This window comes from Bradyrhizobium sp. USDA 3240 (assembly GCF_054063295.1).
Window position 1 is genome coordinate 5,912,977 of the sequence record NZ_JBSSGD010000002.1, and the last position, 21,770, is coordinate 5,934,746.

The 21,770-nt window shown below is 62.9% G+C and carries 16 protein-coding genes and 5 pseudogenes; 18 read left to right on the forward strand and 3 right to left on the reverse strand.

The features are described from left to right. Nucleotides 1–74 precede the first annotated feature (74 nt). A complete protein-coding gene (locus tag ACVIGA_RS28540; RefSeq protein ID WP_231168575.1) occupies nt 75–365 on the reverse strand; it encodes a phospholipase effector Tle1 domain-containing protein in 291 nt (96 codons plus the stop codon). A 325-nt stretch (nt 366–690) separates the two neighbouring features. Between ACVIGA_RS28540 and ACVIGA_RS28545 the strand changes: the two genes are divergently transcribed. The 16 genes and pseudogenes from ACVIGA_RS28545 (at nt 691) to ACVIGA_RS28620 (ending at nt 17,075) form a co-directional block, all read left to right on the forward strand. Continuing rightward, nucleotides 691–1,038, forward strand: a complete 348-nt coding sequence (locus tag ACVIGA_RS28545; RefSeq protein WP_456668706.1) for a cytochrome P450 — start codon at nt 691–693, stop codon at nt 1,036–1,038. A gap of 16 nt (nt 1,039–1,054) precedes the next feature. Then, the gene (locus ACVIGA_RS28550) at nt 1,055–2,257 is read left to right on the forward strand and encodes a cytochrome P450 (protein ID WP_173640808.1); all 1,203 of its coding nucleotides are present in this window, start codon (nt 1,055–1,057) and stop codon (nt 2,255–2,257) included. 92 nt (nt 2,258–2,349) lie between these two features. After that, complete coding sequence (locus ACVIGA_RS28555) at nt 2,350–3,639, forward strand: cytochrome P450 (RefSeq protein WP_173640809.1); 1,290 nt, start codon at nt 2,350–2,352, stop codon at nt 3,637–3,639. Nucleotide 3,640: 1 nt separating this feature from the next. Then, nucleotides 3,641–3,949, forward strand: coding sequence for a ferredoxin (locus ACVIGA_RS28560; protein ID WP_173640810.1), 309 nt, complete (start codon nt 3,641–3,643; stop codon nt 3,947–3,949). A gap of 63 nt (nt 3,950–4,012) precedes the next feature. Continuing rightward, nucleotides 4,013–5,356, forward strand: a complete 1,344-nt coding sequence (locus ACVIGA_RS28565; RefSeq protein WP_166104107.1) for a cytochrome P450 — start codon at nt 4,013–4,015, stop codon at nt 5,354–5,356. Nucleotides 5,357–5,493: 137 nt separating this feature from the next. Beyond that, nucleotides 5,494–6,483, forward strand: coding sequence for a polyprenyl synthetase family protein (locus tag ACVIGA_RS28570; RefSeq protein ID WP_166104103.1), 990 nt, complete (start codon nt 5,494–5,496; stop codon nt 6,481–6,483). A gap of 28 nt (nt 6,484–6,511) precedes the next feature. Then, nucleotides 6,512–6,763 carry a hypothetical protein gene (locus ACVIGA_RS28575; protein WP_173640811.1) on the forward strand — a complete coding sequence of 84 codons (252 nt, stop codon included), beginning with the start codon at nt 6,512–6,514 and terminating at the stop codon, nt 6,761–6,763. Further along, nucleotides 6,760–8,307 (forward strand): hypothetical protein, encoded by a 1,548-nt coding sequence (locus ACVIGA_RS28580; RefSeq protein ID WP_173640812.1) that lies wholly within the window; start codon nt 6,760–6,762, stop codon nt 8,305–8,307. The genes ACVIGA_RS28575 and ACVIGA_RS28580 overlap by 4 nt, the downstream gene beginning before the upstream one ends. After that, nucleotides 8,304–9,206: a terpene synthase family protein gene (locus tag ACVIGA_RS28585; protein WP_173640813.1), complete on the forward strand. Its 903-nt coding sequence runs from the start codon at nt 8,304–8,306 to the stop codon at nt 9,204–9,206. Before ACVIGA_RS28580 ends, ACVIGA_RS28585 begins: the two co-directional genes overlap by 4 nt. An 86-nt stretch (nt 9,207–9,292) precedes the next feature. Continuing rightward, nucleotides 9,293–10,310: pseudogene (fni, locus tag ACVIGA_RS28590) on the forward strand (type 2 isopentenyl-diphosphate Delta-isomerase). Between the two features lie 125 nt (nt 10,311–10,435). Continuing rightward, nucleotides 10,436–10,871, forward strand: a pseudogene (locus tag ACVIGA_RS28595) (IS630 family transposase); the annotation flags it as partial. Nucleotides 10,872–11,015: 144 nt separating this feature from the next. Continuing rightward, the gene (locus ACVIGA_RS28600) at nt 11,016–11,186 is read left to right on the forward strand and encodes a hypothetical protein (RefSeq protein WP_456670906.1); all 171 of its coding nucleotides are present in this window, start codon (nt 11,016–11,018) and stop codon (nt 11,184–11,186) included. An 824-nt stretch (nt 11,187–12,010) separates the two neighbouring features. Then, a pseudogene (locus ACVIGA_RS28605) lies at nt 12,011–12,433 on the forward strand (transposase). A gap of 383 nt (nt 12,434–12,816) precedes the next feature. Then, a complete protein-coding gene (locus ACVIGA_RS28610) occupies nt 12,817–13,653 on the forward strand; it encodes an SDR family NAD(P)-dependent oxidoreductase (protein WP_456668707.1) in 837 nt (278 codons plus the stop codon). Between the two features lie 252 nt (nt 13,654–13,905). Beyond that, nucleotides 13,906–15,654 (forward strand): nif-specific transcriptional activator NifA, encoded by a 1,749-nt coding sequence (gene nifA / locus ACVIGA_RS28615; protein ID WP_456668708.1) that lies wholly within the window; start codon nt 13,906–13,908, stop codon nt 15,652–15,654. A gap of 578 nt (nt 15,655–16,232) precedes the next feature. Then, nucleotides 16,233–17,075, forward strand: a complete 843-nt coding sequence (locus ACVIGA_RS28620) for an electron transfer flavoprotein subunit beta/FixA family protein (protein ID WP_166072773.1) — start codon at nt 16,233–16,235, stop codon at nt 17,073–17,075. A gap of 792 nt (nt 17,076–17,867) precedes the next feature. On the opposite strand, the gene ACVIGA_RS28625 is transcribed toward ACVIGA_RS28620, so the two are convergent. Next, entirely contained in the window at nt 17,868–18,128 is a 261-nt protein-coding gene (locus tag ACVIGA_RS28625) for a hypothetical protein (RefSeq protein WP_173640816.1), read from the reverse strand. Nucleotides 18,129–18,527: 399 nt separating this feature from the next. On the opposite strand from ACVIGA_RS28625, the gene ACVIGA_RS28630 reads away from it, so the two are divergent. Both ACVIGA_RS28630 and ACVIGA_RS28635 read left to right on the forward strand, forming a co-directional pair. After that, nucleotides 18,528–19,199 (forward strand): 2OG-Fe(II) oxygenase, encoded by a 672-nt coding sequence (locus ACVIGA_RS28630; RefSeq protein WP_166072787.1) that lies wholly within the window; start codon nt 18,528–18,530, stop codon nt 19,197–19,199. Nucleotides 19,200–19,701: 502 nt separating this feature from the next. Further along, nucleotides 19,702–20,396: pseudogene (locus ACVIGA_RS28635) on the forward strand (IS5 family transposase). 184 nt (nt 20,397–20,580) lie between these two features. On the opposite strand, the pseudogene ACVIGA_RS28640 reads toward ACVIGA_RS28635, so the two are convergent. Then, a pseudogene (locus ACVIGA_RS28640) lies at nt 20,581–21,716 on the reverse strand (IS1380 family transposase); the annotation flags it as partial. Nucleotides 21,717–21,770: the final 54 nt, after the last annotated feature.

Below are 21,770 nucleotides of genomic sequence, written 5' to 3' on the forward strand. Positions count from 1 at the left end.
AGCTCTGCACTTGACGTAACCCTTCGGTCCACTTGACTTGCCCCCGCAAGTGACCCGGGTTCGCGCTCGTCGTGCTACGGACCAAGCGGATCCGGATTCAGCTTCAGGACTCTATCGTCTACCTTGATGCCGGAGCCGTCGGGCGTCTTGCCGTCGGGAAGGTCTCGGCCGCATGCGCCATTCAACCCAGCGAGGGAGAGGCGGGCTTCGTTTTCCGGATAGCTACCGCCGACATCGGAGTGGCTTCCGGCGAACCACACCTGCTGCAGCCAATTCGAATGCTTAAATATCGCGCAAGGGCTGCCCCGCACATTCAGCGCGAGAGCAGGCCTTTGTCGGGCACTTGCCGCGCCGGTTGTCGGCATTGAGACTCAATGCCGACAACCTGACACTACGCGCCGCTACGAAGTGCCTGTTGAGCCTGCGAATTCAGTTCGGCACGCGATTTGCTCTGTTCGCGGCATCATCACCAATTGCAGTGCGATGGTCTTCGGGGCGGACACGGCGCGCGTCGCTGTTCGCGTCTGGTTCGTTCCGACGGTTTGCTGTGGCAATGACTTGGCGTTCGATTGCGGACCGAGAAAATGCAGGAAAGGGGAATGTTGGATGCGATCTAGAGTTCTTCTTTTTGGGAGCCACAACAATTGCGCTCGTCGCGAGAAGCGGCAGACCTTGAGCCAGGAGTCAAGCTTGCCGTCGGCGGTGTCGAACTGGGCCGGAGGCTATGTTGGCGGACACGTCGGTGGCGGGTGCGGTCGAGCCTCCTTCACCAATCCCTGCGGTCAGTCGATCTTTGGCGATGCGGACAGGTTCGATGTCACCCGGCGGGACAACCCGCGCCTGTCGGCCCGGGGGGGGCATTTCTGCCTGGGTGCTGCGCTGGTGCACCTGGAATTGCGATGCGCCTTCCCCGGGTTGTTCGTGCGGCTGGGGGATCTGCCGCTGACCGTCGCCGCGGAGGAGGTCGTCGACGTGCCATCTTACGTCATTCGCTGCCCGCAGCGCCTGCCGGTCACCTTCCGCCCTTCCATCGCTTAGAGAGTGAAGTGCCACCATGTCCGAACACCCCTTGCCGACGCTACCGATGTGGCGCGTCGATCACATCGAGCCCTCGCCCGAGATGTTGGCGCTACGCGCCAACGGTCCGATCCACCGCGTGCGCTTCCCGTCCGGGCACGAAGGCTGGTGGGTGACGGGCTACGACGAAGCCAAGGCGGTGTTGTCCGACACGGCGTTCCGGCCTGCGGGAATGCCGCCGGCGGCATTCACCCCGGATTCGGTGATTCTCGGTTCGCCGGGGTGGCTGGTCTCGCACGAGGGGGCCGAACATGCCCGGTTACGCACGATCGTGGCGCCGGCGTTCAGCGACCACAGGGTGAAGCTGCTCGCGCAGCGGGTAGAGGCGATCGCCGCGCAGTTGTTCGAGACGCTGGCGGCCCAGCCCCAGCCCGCTGACCTGCGGCGCCATCTCTCCTTTCCGCTTCCGGCTATGGTCATCAGCGCGCTGATGGGTGTGCTCTACGAGGATCACGCCTTTTTCGCCGAGCTGTCCGACGAGGTGATGACGCACCAGCATGAAAGCGGCCCGCGCACCGCGTCGCGCCTGGCCTGGGAAGAGCTGCGCGCCTACATTCGCGGCAAGATGCGGGACAAGCGCCAGGATCCGGGCGACAACCTGCTGACGGATCTGCTTGCGGCGGTCGACCTGGGCAAGGCGACCGAGGAAGAGGCGATGGGCCTGGCGGCGGGCATGCTGGTGGCCGGGCACGAGAGCACCGTCGCGCAGATCGAATTCGGCCTGCTGGCCATGCTCCGCCACCCGCAGCAGCGCGAACGCCTGGTCGGCGATCCATCCCTGGTGGACAAGGCGGTGGAGGAAATCCTGCGCATGTACCCGCCGGGCGCGGGGTGGGACGGCATCATGCGCTATCCGAGGACCGACGTGACCATCGCGGGCGTTCATATTCCCGCGGAGAGCAAGGTGTTGGTCGGCCTGCCGGCGACGTCGTTCGATCCGCGCCATTTCGACGAACCGGAAATCTTCGACGTCGGGCGCGACGGAAAGCCGCACATGGCGTTCTCCTTCGGGCCGCACTACTGCATTGGCGTGGCGCTGGCCAGGCTGGAACTCAAGGTGGTGTTCGGTTCGATCTTCCAGCGCTTTCCCGCGCTGCGCCTGGCCGTGGCGCCGGAAGAACTGAAGTTGCGCAAGGAGATCATCACTGGCGGGTTCGAGGAGTTCCCGGTGTTCTGGTGATGCGCGGACGCTGCCGGGGATCGCGATCTTCTCCGCAATTTGCCGGCGCGCCTCGCGCGCCGGTTAGATCAGGTAGCCAACAGGTAGCCAAGATGGACATGCAAGAAACCACGGCAGCATGCCGGGACGCCTTCGCCGAACTAGCGTCGGCGGCGTGCACCCACGACCCGTATCCGTTCATGCGGTGGTTGCGCGAGCACGATCCGGTGCATCGCGCGGCGTCGGGGCTCTTTCTGTTGAGCCGCCACGCCGACATCTATTGGGCGTTCAAGGCCACGGGCGATGCGTTTCGGGCGCCGGCGCCGGGCGAACTGGCGCGCTATTTCCCGCGTGTGGCGACCAGCCTATCGCTCAATCTGCTGGCGTCCACGCTAGCGATGAAGGATCCACCGACGCATACGCGTCTGCGCCGGCTGATCTCGCGCGATTTCACCATGCGCCAGATCGACAACCTGCGGCCGAGCATCGCACGCATCGTCGCTGCGCGCCTGGACGGCATGGCGCCCGCGCTGGAGCGCGGGGAGGCGGTGGACCTGCATCGGGAATTCGCGCTGGCCTTGCCCGTGTTGGTCTCCGCTGAACTGTTCGGCATGCCCCCGGACGACATGTTCGGGCTCGCCGCCGGCATCGGCGCCATTCTGGAAGGCCTGCGCCCGCACGCCAGCGATCCCCAGCTCGCCGCGGCGGACGCGGCCAGCGCCAGGGTGCTGGCCTACTTCGGCGACCTCATACCGCGCAAGCGCGCCGATCCCCGCCACGACATCGTGTCGATGCTGGTCGGCGCACAAGACGCCGATGCCGACACGCTATCGGATGCGGAGTTGATCAGCATGTTGTGGGGCATGCTGCTGGGCGGCTTCGCCACCACTGCTGCGGCCATCGACCATGCGGTCCTGGCGATGCTGGCGTATCCCAAACAGCGGCACTGGCTGCAGGGAGACGCCGTGGGGGTGAAAGCATTCGTCGAAGAAGTCCTGCGCTGCGACGCGCCCGTTATGTTCAGCTCCATTCCGCGTATCGCCCAGCGCGACATCGAACTGGGCGGCGCGGTGATCCCGAAGAACGCGGACGTGCGCGTGCTGGTCGCGGCCGGCAATCGCGACCCGGACGCCTTCGCCGATCCCGACCGCTTCGATCCCGCGCGGTTCTACGGCACCAGTCCTGGCATGTCGACCGACGGGAAGATCATGCTGAGCTTCGGCCACGGCATCCACTTCTGCCTCGGTGCGCAACTGGCCCGGGTGCAGTTGGCCGAGAGCCTGCCGCGGATCCAGGCGCGCTTCCCCACACTGGCATTGGCCGAGCAGCCGACCCGGGAGCCGTCCGCGTTCCTTAGGACGTTCCGCGCGCTGTCGGTGCGGCTGCAAGCGCGGGGGGGCTGAGATGCGCGTCGTGGTCGACCAGGATCTGTGCGGAACCACCGGGCAGTGCGTGCTGACGCTGCCGGGCACCTTTCGCCAGCGCGACCCGGACGGCGTGGCCGAAGTGTGCGTAGCGACGGTCCCGCAGGCGCTGCACGCCGCCGTGCGGCGCGCGGCCAGCCAGTGCCCGGTCGCCGCCATTCGGGTCATCGAAAGCGACGCTGGCGATGACCAGCGACCCTGCGCCGACCCTGCGCCTTCTCCGGCGGAGGCCGAGCGGCATGCCGCGAAAGACCAACGCAATCCAGGAGGACACGATGGGGCGGTTTGAAGGCAAGGTGGCCGTGGGCGGCAGAGTGGTGGTACCTGCCGCCGAAGCGGCGCCGCGCTGCTGATGGACATGCTGCTCAACCCGCTGGACCGTCGGCACCGGCTGCGGTACGATATCCCGGTCGTGCCGGGCGCTTTCCCCTTGGTCGGGCATCTTCCCGCCATCGTCTGCGACTTGCCGCGCCTGCTGCTGCGCGCGGAACGGACGCTGGGCAGCTGCTTCTGGCTGGATTTCGGCCCTGCCGGACACCAGATGACCTGCGTGGATCCGGATGCGTTCGCATTGCTCCGGCACAAGGACGTGTCCTCGGCGCTGATCGAAGAGATCGCGCCCGAATTGCTTGGCGGAACGTTGGTCGCCCAGGACGGCGGCGCGCACCGGCAGGCGCGCGATGCGATCAAAGCGGCGTTCCTGCCCAAGGGGCTGACCGAGGCCGGCATCGGCGACCTATTCGCGCCCGTCATCCGGGCGCGGGTGCAGGCGTGGCGCGACCGCGGCGACGTAACCATCCTGCGCGAAACCAGCGACCTGTCACTCAGGCTCATCTTCAGACTCATGGGAATCCCCGCGCAGGACCTGCCGGGATGGCATCGCAAGTACCGGCAACTGCTGCAGTTGATCGTCGCGCCCCGGGTCGACCTGCCCGGACTGCCCTTGCGGCGCGGCCGCGCCGCCCGCGACTGGATCGACGCGCAGCTGCGCCAGTTCGTCCGCGACGCCCGCGCGGATACCGCGCGCACCGGGTTGATCAACGACATGGTGAGCGCCTTCGATCGCAGCGACGATGCGCTCTCCGATGACGTGCTGGTCGCCAATATCCGCTTGCTGCTGCTTGGCGGTCACGACACCACCGCCTCGACGATGGCCTGGATGGTGATCGAGTTGGCGCGGCAGCCTGTGCTGTGGGATGCCCTGGTCGAGGAGGCGAAACGCGTGGGCGCGGTGCCGACCCGGCACGCGGACCTGGCGCAGTGTCCGGTCGCCGAGGCGCTGTTCCGCGAGACGCTGCGCGTGCATCCGGCGACCACGCTCCTGCCGCGTCGCGCGCTGCAGGAATTGCAACTCGGCCAACGGCGCATTCCCGCGGGCACCCATCTGTGCATCCCGCTGCTGCATTTCTCGACATCGGCGCTGCTGCACGAGGCGCCTGATCAGTTCCGCCTGGCGCGGTGGCTGCAACGCACGGAGCCGATCCGTCCGGTGGACATGCTGCAGTTCGGTACCGGCCCACACGTCTGCATCGGCTATCACTTGGTATGGCTGGAACTGGTGCAGTGCTGCATCGCCTTGGCGCTGACCATGCACAAGGCCGGGGTGCGGCCGCGGTTGCTGAGCGGCGTCGAAAAAGGCCGGCGCTATTACCCGACCGCACATCCGTCCATGACAATCCGCATCGGATTCTCATGAGCTGGGATCGCATGCCCCGTGTGGCGAGGCAGCGGCGCCGGCGACGCGCGGCATTGCTGCACTCGGTGCGACGCCGGCAACACCGCGGCGGCTCGGGGCTCGCCGTGGCCGTTTCAGGTACCAAGGAGATGAACAACATGCAGACTGGTTCCACGCTACACGACGACCGAACTGGCGTTTCCGCGCTCGGCGGATTGGGCGCGCATGCACCCGGCAGGCTGCTGCCGGAGATCTGGATGCAGGACGGCGCAAAGCGGGTCGAACAGGCGATGGCGCGTCTTCTCTGCGCCGAACACGACGGTGAGACCGAGCTGATGGCGGCGATGCGCTACGCCACCTTGCATGGCGGGAAGCGCACCCGGGCCTTGCTCTGTCTGGCTGCCGGCGCACTGGCCGATACGCCGGTGCACATGCTCGACGACGTCGGCGCCGCCATCGAAATGATGCACGCCTGTACCCTGGTCCACGACGACCTGCCCGCGATGGACGACGACGTGCTTCGCCGCGACCTTCCGACCGTGCACGTCAAGTTCGGCGAAGCCACTGCGATCCTGGTCGGCGATGCGCTGCAGGCGCACGCCTTCCTGACCCTGGCGAGCCTGGATGCGCCGGGCGACAACCGTATCGCGCTCGTACGCGAACTGGCGCAGGCGGTGTCCGCCGAGGGTGCCGCAGGCGGCCAGGCCATGGATCTGTCGCTGGTCGGAAAGCACGTCGAGCTGGACAGGATCGTGGCGATGCACCGGATGAAGAGCGGAGCGCTAGTGCGCGCGTCCGTTCGCATGGGCGCGCTATGCGCCATCGCGGAGGATGCCGCGCACGCTGCGCTGTACTGTGCGCTCGATCGCTACACCGCCTGTTTCGGCCTGGCGTTGCAGGTGGTCGACGACATTCTCGACGCGACAGCAGATACCGCGACGCTGGGCAAGACCCCCGGCAAGGACGCGGCGGCGCAGAAGCCGACCTGCGCGTCGATCATGGGGCTGCAGGCAGCTCGACACTTCGCGCTGGATTTGTTGCGCGACGCCGGGGAGGCCATCGCCCCGTTGGGGCCGCGTGCGGAACGGTTGGCGCAGATGCTGCAGCGGGCCAACGCGTATCTGTTCAAGCACGCGCCATGCGCGTGAGCGCGCCCGTCCGCATGGAGTCGCGCCTGTGCCGCTGCGATCGGCCGGCGGCTGCATGCTGCACTGTGTCCGAGTCCGCGGCGCCGATCGCAGCGGTTGCCCAGCACGCCGTGGCGCGCTGCGCGCAAGCCTATGCGGCGGACCGACATCGGGGCGCGTCGCCACGCCGGAGCAGGGCGGCCGTCCGGCGCTGCCCATGCGCCGGGCCTGCGGTGACGTGCGCGGCGTCTGCCCGATCCTGGTTCTCGTCAACCGTCTGCAGAAGGAACATCCCGCGTGAACTCGCTGTCCGAACAGATCCTTTCCGAATTGCGCCACCTGCTGAGCGAGATGAGCGACGGCGGCAGCGTCGGTCCGTCCGTTTACGACACGGCGCGAGCTCTGCAGTTCCACGGCAACGCCGCTGGTCGGCAGGACGCATACGCGTGGCTTATCGCACAGCAACAGGCCGATGGCGGATGGGGAAGCGCGGACTTCCCGCTGTTCCGCCATGCGCCCACGTGGGCGGCGTTGCTGGCATTGCAGCGTGCCGATCCTCTTCCCGGCGCTGCCGACGCAGTCCAGGCTGCAATCCGGTTCCTCGAGCGCCAGCCCGATCCCTACGCGCATGCGGTGCCGGAAGACGCGCCGATCGGCGCGGAGTTGATCCTGCCGCAATTGTGCGGCGAGGCCGCATCCTTGCTGGGCGGCGTGGCGTTTCCGCGCCACCCGGCGCTCTTGCCGTTGCGGCAAGCGTGCCTGGTCAAGCTGAGGGCGGTGGCGACGTTCCCGAGCGGCCATCCGTTGCTGCACTCTTGGGAAGCCTGGGGGACGTCGCCGACCACCGCATGCCCGGATGATGACGGCAGCATCGGCATCAGTCCGGCGGCCACCGCCGCGTGGCGTGCGCACGCCGTGACACAGGGGAGCACGCCGCAGGTCGGGCGTGCCGACGCGTATCTGCAGGCGGCATCGCGGGCGACGCGCAGCGGCATCGAAGGTGTCGTTCCCAACGTCTGGCCGATCAATGTGTTCGAGCTATGCTGGTCGCTGTACACCCTGCATCTGGCTGGACTGTTCGCGCATCCCGCGCTCGCCGAGGCGGTGCGCGTGATCGTCGCGCAGCTCGACGCTCGCCTGGGCGTGCGCGGTCTAGGCCCGGCCTTGCACTTCGCGGCAGATGCGGACGACACCGCCGTTGCGTTGTGCGTCCTGCGCCTTGCAGGCCGCGACCCGGCGGTCGATGCGTTGCGCCATTTCGAAATCGGCGAGCTGTTCGTCACCTTCCCCGACGAGCGCAATGCCTCGGTGTCGACCAACATCCACGCCCTGCATGCGTTGCGACTGTTGGGAAAGCCCGCCACCGGCACCAGCGCCTACGTCGAGGCCAATCGCAACGCGCACGGTTTATGGGACAACGAAAAATGGCACGTTTCGTGGCTGTATCCCACCGCGCATGCGGTCGCTGCGCTGGCGCAAGGCAAGCCCCAGTGGCGCGACGACCGCGCGCTGGCGGCGCTGCTGCAGGCGCAGCGCGACGACGGTGGCTGGGGCGCCGGTCGCGCGTCTACATTCGAGGAAACCGCCTATGCGCTGTTCGCGTTGTACGTGATGGACGGGAGCGAAGAGCCGACAGCGCGCAGGCGCATCGCGCAGGCGGTGGCGCATGCGCTGAAGTGGATGCTCGCCCGCCATGCGCATGCATTGCCGCAGACGCCGCTGTGGATCGGCAAGGAACTGTATTGCCCCACCCGGGTCGTGCGCGTGGCCGAACTCGCCGGGTTGTGGCTGGCGCTCCGTTGGGGGCGGCGCGTCCTGGCCGAGGGAGCAGGAGCGGCGCCATGATCCAGACCGAACGCGCGCTGCAGCAGGTGCTGGAGTGGGGGCATTCCCTGACCGGGTTCGCCGACGAGCATGCCGTGGAAGCGGTCAGGGGCGGCCAGTACATCCTGCAGCGCATCCACACGAGCCTGCGCGACACCAGCGCCCGCATCGGCCGCGATCCGCAGGACGAAACGCTGATCGTGGCGTTCTATCGCGAACTGGCGCTGCTGTTCTGGCTCGACGATTGCAACGACCTTGGCCTGATCGCGCCGGAACAGCTCGCCGCGGTGGAGCAGGCGCTGGGGCAGGGCGAGCCCTGCGCGCTCCCCGGATTCGAGGGCTGCGCTGTGCTGCGCGCTTCGCTGGCCGCGCTCGCCTACGATCGCCGCGACTATGCTCAGCTTCTCGACGATACCCGGTGCTACTGCGCGGCGCTGCGCGCCGGACACGCGCAGGCGGCAGGGGCGGAACGCTGGTCCTACGCCGAGTACCTGCACAACGGCATCAATTCAATCGCCTACACGAACGTATTCTGTTGCCTGTCGTTGCTGTGGGGGCTGGACATGGCGACCTTGCGTGCGCGTCCGGCGTTTCGCCAGGTCCTGCGGCTCATCTCCGCGATAGGGCGCCTGCAGAACGATCTGCATGGACGCGACAAGGACAGGTCGGCCGGCGAGGCCGACAACGCGGTAATCCTGCTGCTGCAGCGCTATCCGGCTATGCCTGTGGTGGAGTTCCTCAACGACGAGCTGACCGGCCATACGCGCATGCTGCATCGGGTGATGGCGGAAGAACGCTTTCCCGCGCCGTGGGGACCGTTGATCGAGACCATGGCGGCCATCCGCGCGCAGTACTACCAGACCTCGACCAGCCGCTACCGCAGCGACGCTGCGGGGGGGGGCCAGCGTGCGTCGGCCTGAACGCGCGGGAGGGCGGCGGCGTGCGCGCGCTGCCGTCGGTCCGATCCGACGCAACGCCGTCGCCCGATGCGACGGATGGAGCGAGCATGAGCGACGCCGCCCTGAGCCAGCGCAAGGACGACCATGTGGACATCGTGCTGGATCGGCGAACGGCGCCGGCCACGGTCGCCGCCGGCTGGGACTACATCCGTTTCGAACCTGCGCATTGCCCGGGTTGGACCTGACGCAGATCGACCTGCGCGCCTCGCTACTGGGCAAGACCATGCGCGCGCCGCTGCTGATCAGCTCCATGACCGGCGGCATGCCACGCGTCGAGGCCATCAACCGGCATCTGAGCGAGACAGCGCAAGCCTTGGGGATCGCCATGTGCGTCGGTTCGCAGCGCGTGAGCCTGCAATCCCGCAACTCCCAGGGGCTGACGCGCGCGCTGCGCCGCCTGGCCCCAGACGTTCCCCTTGCTGGCCAATATCGGCGCCGCGCAACTGCGCGAGGCCGACAGCCTGGACCTGGCGCGCCGGGCGGTGGATGCCGATGGACTCATCGTCCATCTCAATCCGCTGCAGGAAGCCGTACAGCCGGAGGGCGACCGCGACAGGCGCGGCGTCCTGGCGCAGATCGCTCGCGCAGCGTGGGCGTGCCGATCGTGGCCAAGGAAGTGGGGTCGGGCCTCTCCGCCTCGGTGGCCTGTGCGCTCGTCGAGGCGGGCGTGGCGGTGATCGATGTCGCCGGCGCCGGCGGCACCAGTTGGGCCGTGGTGGAGGGCCAGCGCGCCCGCGATGCCGCCGACGGTGGCGATGGCGTTCGCCGATTGGGGGATTCCGACCCCGGCCAGCGTGCAGGCGGTACGTCGGGCCAACGGTGAAGCTGATCGCGGGCGGGATCCGCGGCGGCGTCGACGTGGCCAAGGCCATCCGCCTGCGCGGACATCGCCGGGCAGGCGGCCGGCGTGCTGCGCGCGGCTAACGGTTTCCACTGAGGCGGTTGTCGCGCATTTCGAGATCGTCATCCGCCAGTTGGCCGTCGCCTGCTTCTGCACCGGCCGGCTGATCTGGCGCGTTGCGTCAGGCGCGCTTGTTGCCCGCGGTGCATCTGCCCGCCGGTTGATGCCGGCGTCGCCCGCACGTGGCGGCGGGCGCCTAGAGCATTTCATTGCTTAACTGAATCGGAGGGGATTCCGGTTTTGGCGGTTTATGATTCAAGGTGCTGACTGGATTGGAGGCCAGCATCGCATGACCCGACCTCTTTCCCTGGATCTTCGCGAGCGTGTGGTGGCGTCGGTTTTAGCGGGCGAGAGCTGCCGATCTGTGGCGGAACGGTTTGGTGTTGCGGTCTCGTCGGTTGTGAAGTGGTCACAGCGGCAGCGGGCGACCGGCTCGGTTGCGCCTGGCAAGATGGGCGGTCACCGCAAGCCCGTGCTTGATCCGCATCGTGCCTTCATTGTCGAGCGGATCACTCAGACGCCGCACCTGACGCTGCATGGTCTGAAGGCGGAACTGGCAGCTCGGGGGGGGCAAGGTCTCACACAACGCGGTCTGGCTGTTCCTGCGCCGGGAAGGACTGCGGTTCAAAAAAACACTGTTCGCCCTCGAACAAGCGCGCGCCGACGTCTCTCGTAGGCGCCAGCGTTGGCAATCCTGGCAGGCCGGACTTGATCCGGGCCGGCTGGAAGGCCATGCGAGCAACGATCCGAAGCTTGCACATTCCCCGGCAAACGCCGGGGACGCTGGCTGAGCTTCCCCAACAGATCAATCCGCTCCTCCGGGGTGGATAGGTTATTATGGTCGGTTCAGCCGTTCAGCGCTGTTCTCTCTGGTCGACTACGTCAATCAGAAGCTGAAGGCGTGGATCATGCGAAAGTACAAGCGCTTCCGGCTCCACAAAACCGGTGCTTCGCTGTTCTTGCGAAAGCTGGCTCGGAATCCTGAACACCTTTCTCAAGCAAATATTGAGTTTGAATATCGGCGAGTTCTTCATCGATAGTTACGCGCCCCATCTGCGTGTTGTCGGCGCGCCATCCGCAAAAATCACAGTTAGACGCACATCGGTTAGTAACCTCCACGGGGGACATCGTGACAACGGAGCGACCATATTTCCGCACTCTAATTTTGGAGGAACAGTCAAGGACCATCGCCTTAATCTTCTCAAAATCAGGCGTGTTGATCGTCCCAATGAACTCGCCAACTTCCCTAGGGGACAGAGGGCGATGTTGCGTTTCCTCGAGGATGTAAGCTGCGTCCTTGAGAGTTGCTCCGACAGCCGCCGCGGACGTTGCGCGTAATTCATCAACTGGCACTTGGTACATTTATCTGGCCCTAATCGTTGCAGAATCGAATTCGACGGCAACAGAGCTGGTCCCGGTTGTTTGGACAGCGCCTCGCGAAAATTAAGTGGATTCCTGCCGGGTTATGCTGAAGGCGGGGCTTTACGATCTTGCTGTGGCGTTTTGCGGAGCCAGCTCTAACCTTCAATTTTCTTTCAGCCGTCCACTGTTGGCCTCCCGGGACCAAGTTCCTTGGCCACCGATCTGATCGAGCGGCCACCCGATGCAACCAGATCAACCGCTCGCAAGTTGGCAGTCTTTTTAGACATCGTCAGATCTTGATGCTGCACGGAGTCCAGCCCGAAAGGCTAGCGACATTTGACGGTACAACATCAACATTGGATCGGGCTCCTACCTATTCTGGGCGCGACCGGATCAAGTCAGAGGGACAGGCGAGGGCTCTATCGCGCCGAGCAGGATGACAACCGACGCGACGGCTCACGCCGTTCGAGGAGCAATCTGTTGCGTGGTTTGAGCCTTGGCGATGTCGTCCGCCAACGTCGTCGCCCAGGCTCTCACGGCTGATCCTCGCCTCATTTTTTCTGGGACAGATCCAGAGTCCGGCCGGGGGTCCTTCGTCTCCCGCGCTTATGTGAAGCACCTTCTCCTGCCAACCCTGCGCGAAGGCGACATCGTCATTCTCGACAACCTCGGAAGTCACAAGTCGAAAGCTGTCAGGCAGATGACCCAGGCTGCTGGCGCCAGGCTCTGGTGCCTGCCGCGATACTCGCCCGACCTCAACCCGATCGAATAGGCCTTCTCCAAGATCAAACACTGGATGCGGCAGGCTCAGAGGCGCACCGTCGAAGACACTTGGCGCCAAATCGGTCACCTCGTTCAGGACATCCAGCCTCGCGAATGCGCAAACTACTTCGCAAACGCCGGTTATGCTTCAGTCAAAATGTGAAACGCTCTAGTGACGGGCGAACCTGACGTATGAGGCTGGTTACGTCATGTTCTGTACAAGTTGATGCGGCCGTACATTGCAAAAGCGATCCTGACCGATAGTTGCTCGGACGAGAGACGCTGTCCATCCACTCGCTGGTCAGGCTACGAGCCAGCAAGGCGGGGCGTGCTTTACGCCCTGATCGCGTAGCGCGGGCGAGTGCGCGCGGCATTTTGTAGTTGATAAGCCGTCGCTGTCGCAATGCATACGCGCCTTGTCGCTAAGCCTCCAGCTGTTACGCGAGCGCGACATTAGGACGCAAAAGCGGGGCGCGTTTGCGTGCATAGCGATGGCCCAAATCCTGCTACGTGTCCGCCAACGGTGCTACAGGATGGGAGGCTGGCGTGGGTCTCGATCTGCCAAATGACGATATGGTCGGAGGTCTGTTGTCTGCAACACAGTCGGGTTGTCCCGTGCATGCCTGCCACGCCGGCGTCCACCGGGGAGAAAAGAAGGCGATGTTGCTGACCGGCGCCTCACGCGGGATCGGTCACGCCACTGCCAAGCTGTTTTCGCAGGCGGGCTGGCGGATCATTTCTTGCGCGCGCCAACCGTTCGATCGCGAGCGGTGCCCGTGGGAGTCAGGGAACGAGGATCATGTCCAAGTCGATCTTGGCAATCATCGAATGCTGCCGCGCGTGATCACCGAGGTCAAGAAACGGTTGGCGGGCGCACCGTTGCACGCGCTGGTAAACAATGCCGGCGTCTCGCCGAAATCCTCCAATGGTGGCCGGCTGACGTCGTTGACGACCTCATCCGAAACCTGGATGAGGGTGTTCCATCTCAATCTGGTGGCTCCGATAATGCTGGTGCAAGGGTTGTTTGAGGAGCTGAGAGCTGCGTCAGGATCGATCGTCAACGTGACGTCCATCGCGGGCTCGCGTGTGCACCCATTTGCCGGTAGTGCGTATGCGACGTCGAAAGCTGCGCTTGCAACTCTGACACGAGAAATGGCCCACGATTATGCGCCGCATGGCATTCGCGTGAATGCGATCGCACCCGGCGAAATACAGACGAGTATGTTGTCGCTCGACACGGAAGCGCGTCTCGTGCCAAGCATTCCGCTGCGCAGAGTGGGAACACCCGATGAAGTGGCCAAGGTCATCTTTTTCCTATGTTCGGATGCTGCAAGTTATGTCACCGGCGCCGAGGTGCCGATCAATGGTGGGCAACATCTTTGAAACGGCGAGGCCCAGCAAGGTAGCTGATTTGAACCGAAGTAGTGGAACTTGCGTTCACGCCGACGTTACGCACCCATTCCGCAAAAGCTGAGATCGAGGCCCTGTGAGTTACCCTCGTGCCATGAAAAGGTGTTACCCTTCTATGTCATCTCGTCAACACTTGGCGCTAGATCGAGCATGACATGCAAAGAAACGCTCGCAAACCCGAACAAGGTGCCAGGGGAGGCCGATCAGAACAACGGAGACCTCGTTATGCTGCATATCGCATCCACACGCGAAAGACCTAACTCACAGTCAGAGACGGAGCGCGAGGTCTCGGTCGAACCGCTGTGCGAGAGCGCCCTGACAGGCATCTTCGAAATATCAAGGGCGCTCACTGCACCTTGCCGGCTCGAAGTGACGTTGGCCAAAGTGGTCGATCTTCTGCAATCGTTTGTGCAGATGCGACACGGCATCGTTTCACTCTTCGACGATGAAGGGATGCCGGACATCGCCGTGGGGGCCGGCTGGAGCGAGGGTAGTGACGAGCGCTACCGGATGCACTTGCCGCGGAAGGCGATCGATCAGATCGTCGCGACGGACACACCCCTGATCGCCGAGAATGTGGCAGTCGAGCCGGCGTTCAGCGCTGCGGACCTGCAGGTGCTCGGCGCCACAGACAGTATGCTGGTGTCATTCATCGGGGTTCCAATTCGTATTGATCCGAAAGTCGTGGGTACGCTGACGGTTGATCGTATTCGGGACGACAGGTCGAGCCAACAACTTGACTACGACGCGCGGCTGCTCGGCATGATCGCCAACCTGGTCGGGCAGACAGTTAAGCTGCATCGCCTGTTCGCCTGTGACCGCGAACGACTGATGGTGGAGAAAGACCGGCTGCATAAGCAACTGTCAGAGCAGCCCGCAAGGGAGCGCAAGAAGGTGCCGATCCACGGGATCATCGGCGACAGCCCGGCGCTGCGCGGGCTGCTCGAGAAGATCGCGGTCGTCGCTAAATCGAACAGCACCGTTTTGCTTCGCGGTGAATCCGGTACTGGGAAGGAACTCGTAGCCAAGGCCATTCACGAGTTGTCGTTGCGTGCCAAGCGGCCCTTCATCAAGCTGAATTGCGCGGCGCTCCCTGAGACAGTTCTGGAGTCCGAATTGTTCGGTCACGAGAAGGGTGCCTTTACCGGCGCGTTCAGCGCGCGCAAAGGGCGCTTCGAGCTTGCCGACAAGGGCACGCTGTTTCTTGACGAGATCGGTGAAATTTCGGCCCCGTTCCAGGCGAAGTTGCTGCGCGTTCTGCAAGAGCAGGAGTTCGAGCGCGTCGGCAGTAACCAGACCATCAAGGTGGATGTTCGTGTCATAGCTGCGACCAATAGGAATCTTGAAGAGGCTGTGGCGAGGAGCGAGTTCCGCGCAGACCTGTATTATCGCATCAGCGTAGTTCCCTTGATGCTGCCAGCACTGCGCGAAAGGCGAAGTGATATTCCGTTGCTTGCCAGCGAGTTTCTGAAAAATTTCAACAGCGAGAACCGCCGTACGCTGAGCTTTGAGGCGAGTGCGATCGATGTGCTGATGAACTGCGGATTTCCAGGAAATGTCCGCGAACTCGAAAATTGCATCCAGCGAACAGCGACCCTGGCCGCCGGGCCCTCGATCATGAGAAATGACTTTGCATGTTGCCATGGCCAGTGCCTTTCCGCGATGCTCTGGAAAAGTACATCGGATGAGATGACAGTCCAGCCTGCACCAACCATGCCAATGCCGGCGAGTCCTGTCACACCCGTGACTAAGGCGGACGCGCCGCTGCCGCCTGTTGGCAGCGAGTTGGCCTCACTGGGACCTCCCGGCACAGTCCTCGTGAGCGGCGCGAAGATTGCCGATCGCGAACGAGTCATTGCCGCCATGGAAAAATCCGGTTGGGTTCAAGCAAAGGCAGCGCGCTTGCTCGGACTTACTCCGCGCCAGATCGGCTACGCGTTGAGGAAATACGGAATCGAGATCAAGCGATTTTGAGAAGGACACAGGAGCGGGAGCTGCGATCATCACATTGAGGCAAATAGCCGTGGCAGGTTAATCGTCGATGGTTTCGGGGGGGGGCTGGTCTACCCCTCCTCTGAGGACGGTCCTATCCACGGCAGGTTTTCATCATGGATAGAGACCCGGACCGGACTGGAGAGCTGTGAGCATGAGCTCGCTCGACCGGGATAGAGGTCGGCTTGCGCTCGACGTGCAGAACACCACCGAGCGTCGATACGTTCGGTCGTCGTGGCGAGCGGCTTGGTTGATCCATAGTTCAACCGAGATATCAAGCCAACGCCGGCTCGGACGAACTGTATCCGTATCTTGATCGTCTGGAGCAAAACCCACCTCGTTGAGGAGGAACTCTCCCGGGCCGGCTCAATTGCCGATCACGTCGCTCGAACAGCCCTGTCGCATTCGCGACGAGTGTCGACATTGCTTCGTCGGGAGCGTCGGGCGATATCGCCTGGCTCGCCTAAGCTTTTGTATTGTTGAGCTGATTCCGAAATCATGCGCGCTGGTACAACACTTGCTGTTCTTCTTCGCAGCTTGGCAATTTATGGAGCTGAACTGTGCACAATGTCGTCTGCATTAAACAAGTTCCCGATTCTGCACAGATCCGCGTGCACCCGGTCACCAATACGATCATGCGCCAGGGCGTGCCGACGATCATCAACCCATATGACCTTTTCGCGCTCGAGGCCGCACTGGAGCTGCGCGATCGGTTCGGCGGCAAAATAACCGTGCTTACAATGGGGCCGCCGTCGGCGGAAGACTCGCTCCGAAAAGCGCTGACCTTTGGCGCCGATCGCGCGGTACTGCTAACCGATCGTTGCTTTGCGGGCTCCGATACCCTGGCCACAACGTACGCACTGGCAACAGCCATTCGACAGATCGACAAGGAATATGGCCGGCCAGATCTTATCTTTACCGGCAAGCAAACCATCGACGGCGATACTGCGCAGGTCGGGCCCGGCATCGCAAAGCGGCTAGGCGTGCTTCAACTAACCTACGTCGCCAAGGTCAGGTCGCTTGATCTCGCCGCACGCACAATTGAGGCAGAGCGGCGCTCCGAAGGTGGGGTCCAGGTTCTGCACACCAGGCTGCCGTGCCTGATCACCATGCTGGAGGCGACCAACCAGATTCGTCGTGGCGCCATGGCGGATGCCTTGCGCGCTGCGCGCGCCCCGATCGTGAAATGGAGCGCCCAGGATGTCGGCGTCGAGGACGTCTCAAAATGCGGTCTTAGGGGCTCGCCGACTGTCGTCAAGCGGGTGTTCGCTCCGTCCGCCCGCGTTGAGAAGGCGGCACTGGTTGAAGCGGCCGAGCAACCAGCGCAAGCGCTGATCGACGCCATCTTCAAGCATCAACCGAAGCTAGAAGCCGAACTCGCGGCGTTAGCCCGCAATGCTTGATCTCAACTGCGTTACTGCCTTCGAGTGACGCGTCGAGTCTGCCGGGCGCATCGTCGCCGCCATCATCAAATGGACATGTTTCCATCGATGCGATCATCAATAGGACCGAGCTCGTCATGCCGCAGTCTGTTGCCGTGAAGGTGCCGGCCCAGGGGAGTTTCACATGCATGGTCAACGCCATCATAGACCGCCTTCCCAACGAAATCGTTGATCAGTTGCGTCACCTTAATAGCTAGAGATCAAATGACGTCTTTTCGCGCATCTGAATTTGCACTGGATCAGCCTCCTCAGATCTCGGTCCATGAGTATTTGACACAGAAAGCGCGGGCGTGTTCGGCCCCCATCCGTTCGCTGCGGCGATGTCAAAGGACCAGATTGTCAGCCTGATTCCTGAATACTTGGCGATGTCACAGGCATTCCCATATCTGCGGGCAGGGTCCCAAAAGGACCTTGTATTCGCTGCGATGCATACCAATCGCGACCTTCCGAGGCATGTTGAACTGACCAGCGTGGTCGCAAATTTCATCTGTTGGGATGAGACGGGTGGTCATAGCCGAGTTCTCCGGGCCGGCAACGCGGCGTTACCCGATATTCTGGCCACCGAACAGTTCCACTCGAACCTATTTAGAAAAGATGAATCGCGACTACTCGGTGGGGCAGTAAAACCAAACTATAGCTCCACAACAAAGCGATATCTGCATTCTCTGTATGCCGGGCTGTCATCGAAAGACCCGTGGTGCGTTGCGCCTACATGGTCGCATTCGAACTGCATGCTGCGGAGATGACCCCCTGCTATCGGCCACTGTGGTCGAGACCTTTGATGTGGAGGCAGACGATCTTGAGTACTTTCGGGTCCATGTCGGCGGCGAGGATCCAGCGGAAAAATATCACGCGGAGATGACAAGCCGCCTCATTGGCGAAATTGTCCCGGCTGACAGCAGTAGCCGTTTTTTCGATGAGTTTGATCGAGCCTATCGGCACAGCTTGGAGTGGTGCCGGGATCTGCTCGCAGGGTTTTCCCTCGAAGGCGATGGTGCCGAGATCCGCCACCATGGCCGCTGTCATTGTGGTTCTGTGAAATTCTGCGTTCGAGCGCCGCGAGTGCTTTCCGCAGTGCGATGCAACTGCTCAACTTGCCAAATGTCGAAATTTTTACATTTGCTCGTGCCTGGCGACAAAGTGGGCATTGAGTGCGGCTAAGAATTTCTCACTTCGTACCAGTTTAATAAGAACGTCGCTCGGCACACGTTTTGCCGGATCTGCGGCGTAAAGCCATTCTACAGGCCTCGATCCAGTCCTTCAGGATTCAGCGTAAATATTGTATGCTTGGATAAACGAACGATCGAAAGCGTATGAATAAAGGATTTTGATGGCGAGCGTTGGGAGCAGGCCATCCACTCGATGCAAGGCGATAGCGAAGGATCCTTAAGTCCGAACTTGGAGTAAACGCGAATGGCACGCGCAGTAAATGATAAATCCCGTCTGCTTGCAGAAGAGGCTCTCACAAAATACCGCATAGAGCTGTTGGTTAAGGGGACGGTCTTGATCGCCCCCCAGACCTTGTTCACCGATGATGACTTGGCAAGGGTCGATCAGCTGCAGACCGAGATTCCCGAAGAGGAGGTGCGGGAAGGGGATGCCGGCGATTCACACAGTGTCTTTGTGAAACGCGTCAGGGTAGATCTGCCCGGCCGCCCTCCTAGCAATGCGCATGGTACAGCTCCAGCTCAAATCATCGAGTTACTCGAAAGGAAACACCGTCGCCTCACGTTGAAAAAGATCTTAGGTGGATGGTCTGATTATGTGATTCGCCGCTGCCAAATACATCGTATGCCGACCGGATCCTTTGTTGGCATCCATTTGGATGCTGAGAGCGACCCTGATTTCGAGTACGCCGTGATTGTTCAACTCACTAGAGAATTTGAGGGGGGTGAGTTTGTGATATATCCTAGTGCGTACGAACAATACGTGTTTCGACCACCATTTGGAAGCGTACTTGTTACTACATGCAGGAACCGGCATGAGGTGAAGCCTGTGCACGCTGGGGAGCGTCGTTCACTGGTTTATTTCTGTTCAAAACGCAGCGGCGCGAACCGCCGGATCATCGAGAGCTCTACTAGTTAGCCGATGACAAGAGGTAGCTGGAGGGATCTGTGGATGCATTAAGTAACGGGCAGCTTGCCGGACGAGATCGGCAGAGCATCTCTTCGGGCAGATGTCCGTGAGCTCGTCATTGCTGTGCGCTACAGTGGCAGTGGCCAGATGGAGCCGGAAACCATGACGTTGGCGCCGTTCGCGAGTCGATACGCGTGGACTGAGAATCGTCCAATCGCCGGTCGGCCTAAATCAGGCTCAAGGCAATCGTGGTTCGGGACGAGCTCAATGGAACGGTCCTCGCTCACAGCGGCGCCCCGTGCGGTAGGCTGGAAAGCCGATAGCGCCGATGACATTCTCCGCTTGGATCCGCGAATATGGTCTTCACAACCAATCTCCCACCAGAAGCCGCGCGTCTTAAAGAGCTGTATCACCTCGTGGGGCGTCCTGAAGACCTAGCTAGGTGGTTTGGACTCTAGGGATTTCCTTTTAGGCGCAAATCAGATTCTAGGCTGCTTTTGGGGAGGCAGTCTTGGGTGTGATGGACCGCTTGGTATTGAGCGACGCGGCTTGGGAGCGAATGGCGCCGCTGATTATAGGTCGCCCCGACCAGAAGGGCTCCACTTGGCGCGACAATCGGATGTTCGTGGAAGGTGTACTTTGGATTGTTCGCACGGGCTCTCCCTGGCGTGATCTCCCGGAGGCGTTCGGGGATTGGAACAGCGTGTTCCGGCGCTTCAGTCGATGGAGCATCAAGGGCTGATCGTCGATTCAACCATCGTCCGGGCGCATCAGCACGCCGCCGGGGCCAAAAAAGGGGGTCTGAAGATCAGGCGATCGGCCGCTCGCGCGGGGGGGCTGAGCACCAAGATACATATGGCCGTTCGTGGCTTGGGATGTCCCGTACGGTTCGCGCTGACCGCAGGCCAGAAGGGCGATGCACCGCAAGCTGCCGCATTGATCGAGGGACTACCTGCCGAGGTCGTCATGGCCGACACGGCCTATGACGCCGATCATTTGCGCCAAGCCATCGCCGCCAAGGGCGCGCTCGCCGTCATCCCCAACAACCCGTCACGCGCACTCAAATACCCGCTGGACAAGCACCTCTTCGAATGCTGCTTCTCAAAGCTCAAGCAGTTCCGCCGCGTCGCAGCCCGCTTCGAAAAGACCGCCCGAAATTACCTAGCCGTCGTCACTCTCGCAGCCATCGTTCTTTGGATGCGGTAAGTGTCCACACGACCTAACCCGTCCTATTCGTGAGAGTGCGTTTTTTTTGGTCCGATTGATGTGGCCGCACATCTGCTCTGACGAGGCGCGCGGGATTGCCTTCGGCTTTTCATCGCCTGACGACCGGTACTTTGCAACGCGCTTGAGGTGTAGGTTGGGCGAACGGGGGCGGACGCCTCGCCGGTCAAGGACCGAGCGGCAGCAGCGCGCCTGGCAAGCCGCGGATCAGGTCGGCTTCGGGACATGCCGCGGCAAACGCGGCTCGTGGTCTCGACGACACGGGCAGCGAGTTTCAAGAGACGAAGACGCAGCGTCGCGAACTCGGCTGTGGCCAATTCCCGGGCTTTGGGAATCGCGTCGCGCACGGTCAGCATCAGCCAATAAGCGGCGGTGTCGAGAACGAGGCGGACTTGATTGGCGAGCGCCGAACGGCAGCTGGTGCGATCGGAGGCGAGCTGCGTCTTATGCAGCTTGATCAGATTCTCGGCTTGGCCGCGCGCGCAATACAGGCTGTCGTAGATCCACTCGGCCGAGCCGACATCGAGGCTGGTGACGACGAAACGGATGTCGAGGCCGAGCATCGTCGCCTCAATACGGGCGACGGTACGTCGTTCGCGATCCCAGGACTTTGCCTTGTGGCGCGTCTCGGTATAGCCACGCAGAACCGGCAGGTTCTCGATGGCGCGTCGCGTGCGGATGCCGTTGGCGGCCTCGTCGACTTTTCTGGCGAGCGGCTTGGTGCCGGACAGACCGAAGATGTAGTCGATGCCGTTGGTCTCGCACCACGCCATTGCCTCCGGCCGGGCATAGCGCCCGTCGCCACGGAACGTAATTCGCGTGTTGTGCCACCGCGTCCGGATATGCCGTATCAGGCGGCGCAGATGGGCACGCACCTCGACGCCGCCCGGCGTCTTGCCGGGCCGCAGCACGACCGCCACGGGCCGGCTCTTCTCCGTGTCGTAGACGTGGATCGGCAGGAAGCAGCGTTCGTCATAATGAGCGTTGAACAGCGAGAGCTGCTGATGGCCGTGGACGACATCGCAGGTATCATCGATGTCGGGCGTGACGGATGCCGGCTCGCGCGGGTAGCTATCCATCCATGCGTCGAAGGCGCGGAGCATTCTCCAGCTGCGACAGCGTCGGTTGGGAACACAGATCGCGACCCGTGTCCGGCAGCCGTCCGCAGGCCAGCTTGAATGCGGGATCGGACCGCAGATGATCGAGGCCGTCGGCGTCCTCGTAGCCGCAGCAGATCGCGAACATGCGCGCGCGGAACATATCGACAAGGCTGTGCACGACCCGCGTCGGATCGCGCAGCGACTCAAAAGCGTCCCCAATTGATCTTGAGTATCTCGGCGCAAGCTGCCGATCCAG

Excerpts from the sequence above, each read along its gene's own strand:
- ACVIGA_RS28540 (WP_231168575.1), bottom strand. The coding sequence starts at position 365 with ATGCCGACAACCGGCGCGGCAAGTGCCCGACAAAGGCCTGCTCTCGCG.
- ACVIGA_RS28550 (WP_173640808.1), top strand. The coding sequence starts at position 1,055 with ATGTCCGAACACCCCTTGCCGACGCTACCGATGTGGCGCGTCGATCAC.
- ACVIGA_RS28555 (WP_173640809.1), top strand. The coding sequence starts at position 2,350 with ATGGACATGCAAGAAACCACGGCAGCATGCCGGGACGCCTTCGCCGAA.
- ACVIGA_RS28560 (WP_173640810.1), top strand. The coding sequence starts at position 3,641 with ATGCGCGTCGTGGTCGACCAGGATCTGTGCGGAACCACCGGGCAGTGC.
- ACVIGA_RS28565 (WP_166104107.1), top strand. The coding sequence starts at position 4,013 with ATGGACATGCTGCTCAACCCGCTGGACCGTCGGCACCGGCTGCGGTAC.
- ACVIGA_RS28570 (WP_166104103.1), top strand. The coding sequence starts at position 5,494 with ATGCAGACTGGTTCCACGCTACACGACGACCGAACTGGCGTTTCCGCG.
- ACVIGA_RS28585 (WP_173640813.1), top strand. The coding sequence starts at position 8,304 with ATGATCCAGACCGAACGCGCGCTGCAGCAGGTGCTGGAGTGGGGGCAT.
- nifA (WP_456668708.1), top strand. The coding sequence starts at position 13,906 with ATGCTGCATATCGCATCCACACGCGAAAGACCTAACTCACAGTCAGAG.
- ACVIGA_RS28625 (WP_173640816.1), bottom strand. The coding sequence starts at position 18,128 with ATGGTGGCGGATCTCGGCACCATCGCCTTCGAGGGAAAACCCTGCGAG.
- ACVIGA_RS28630 (WP_166072787.1), top strand. The coding sequence starts at position 18,528 with ATGGCACGCGCAGTAAATGATAAATCCCGTCTGCTTGCAGAAGAGGCT.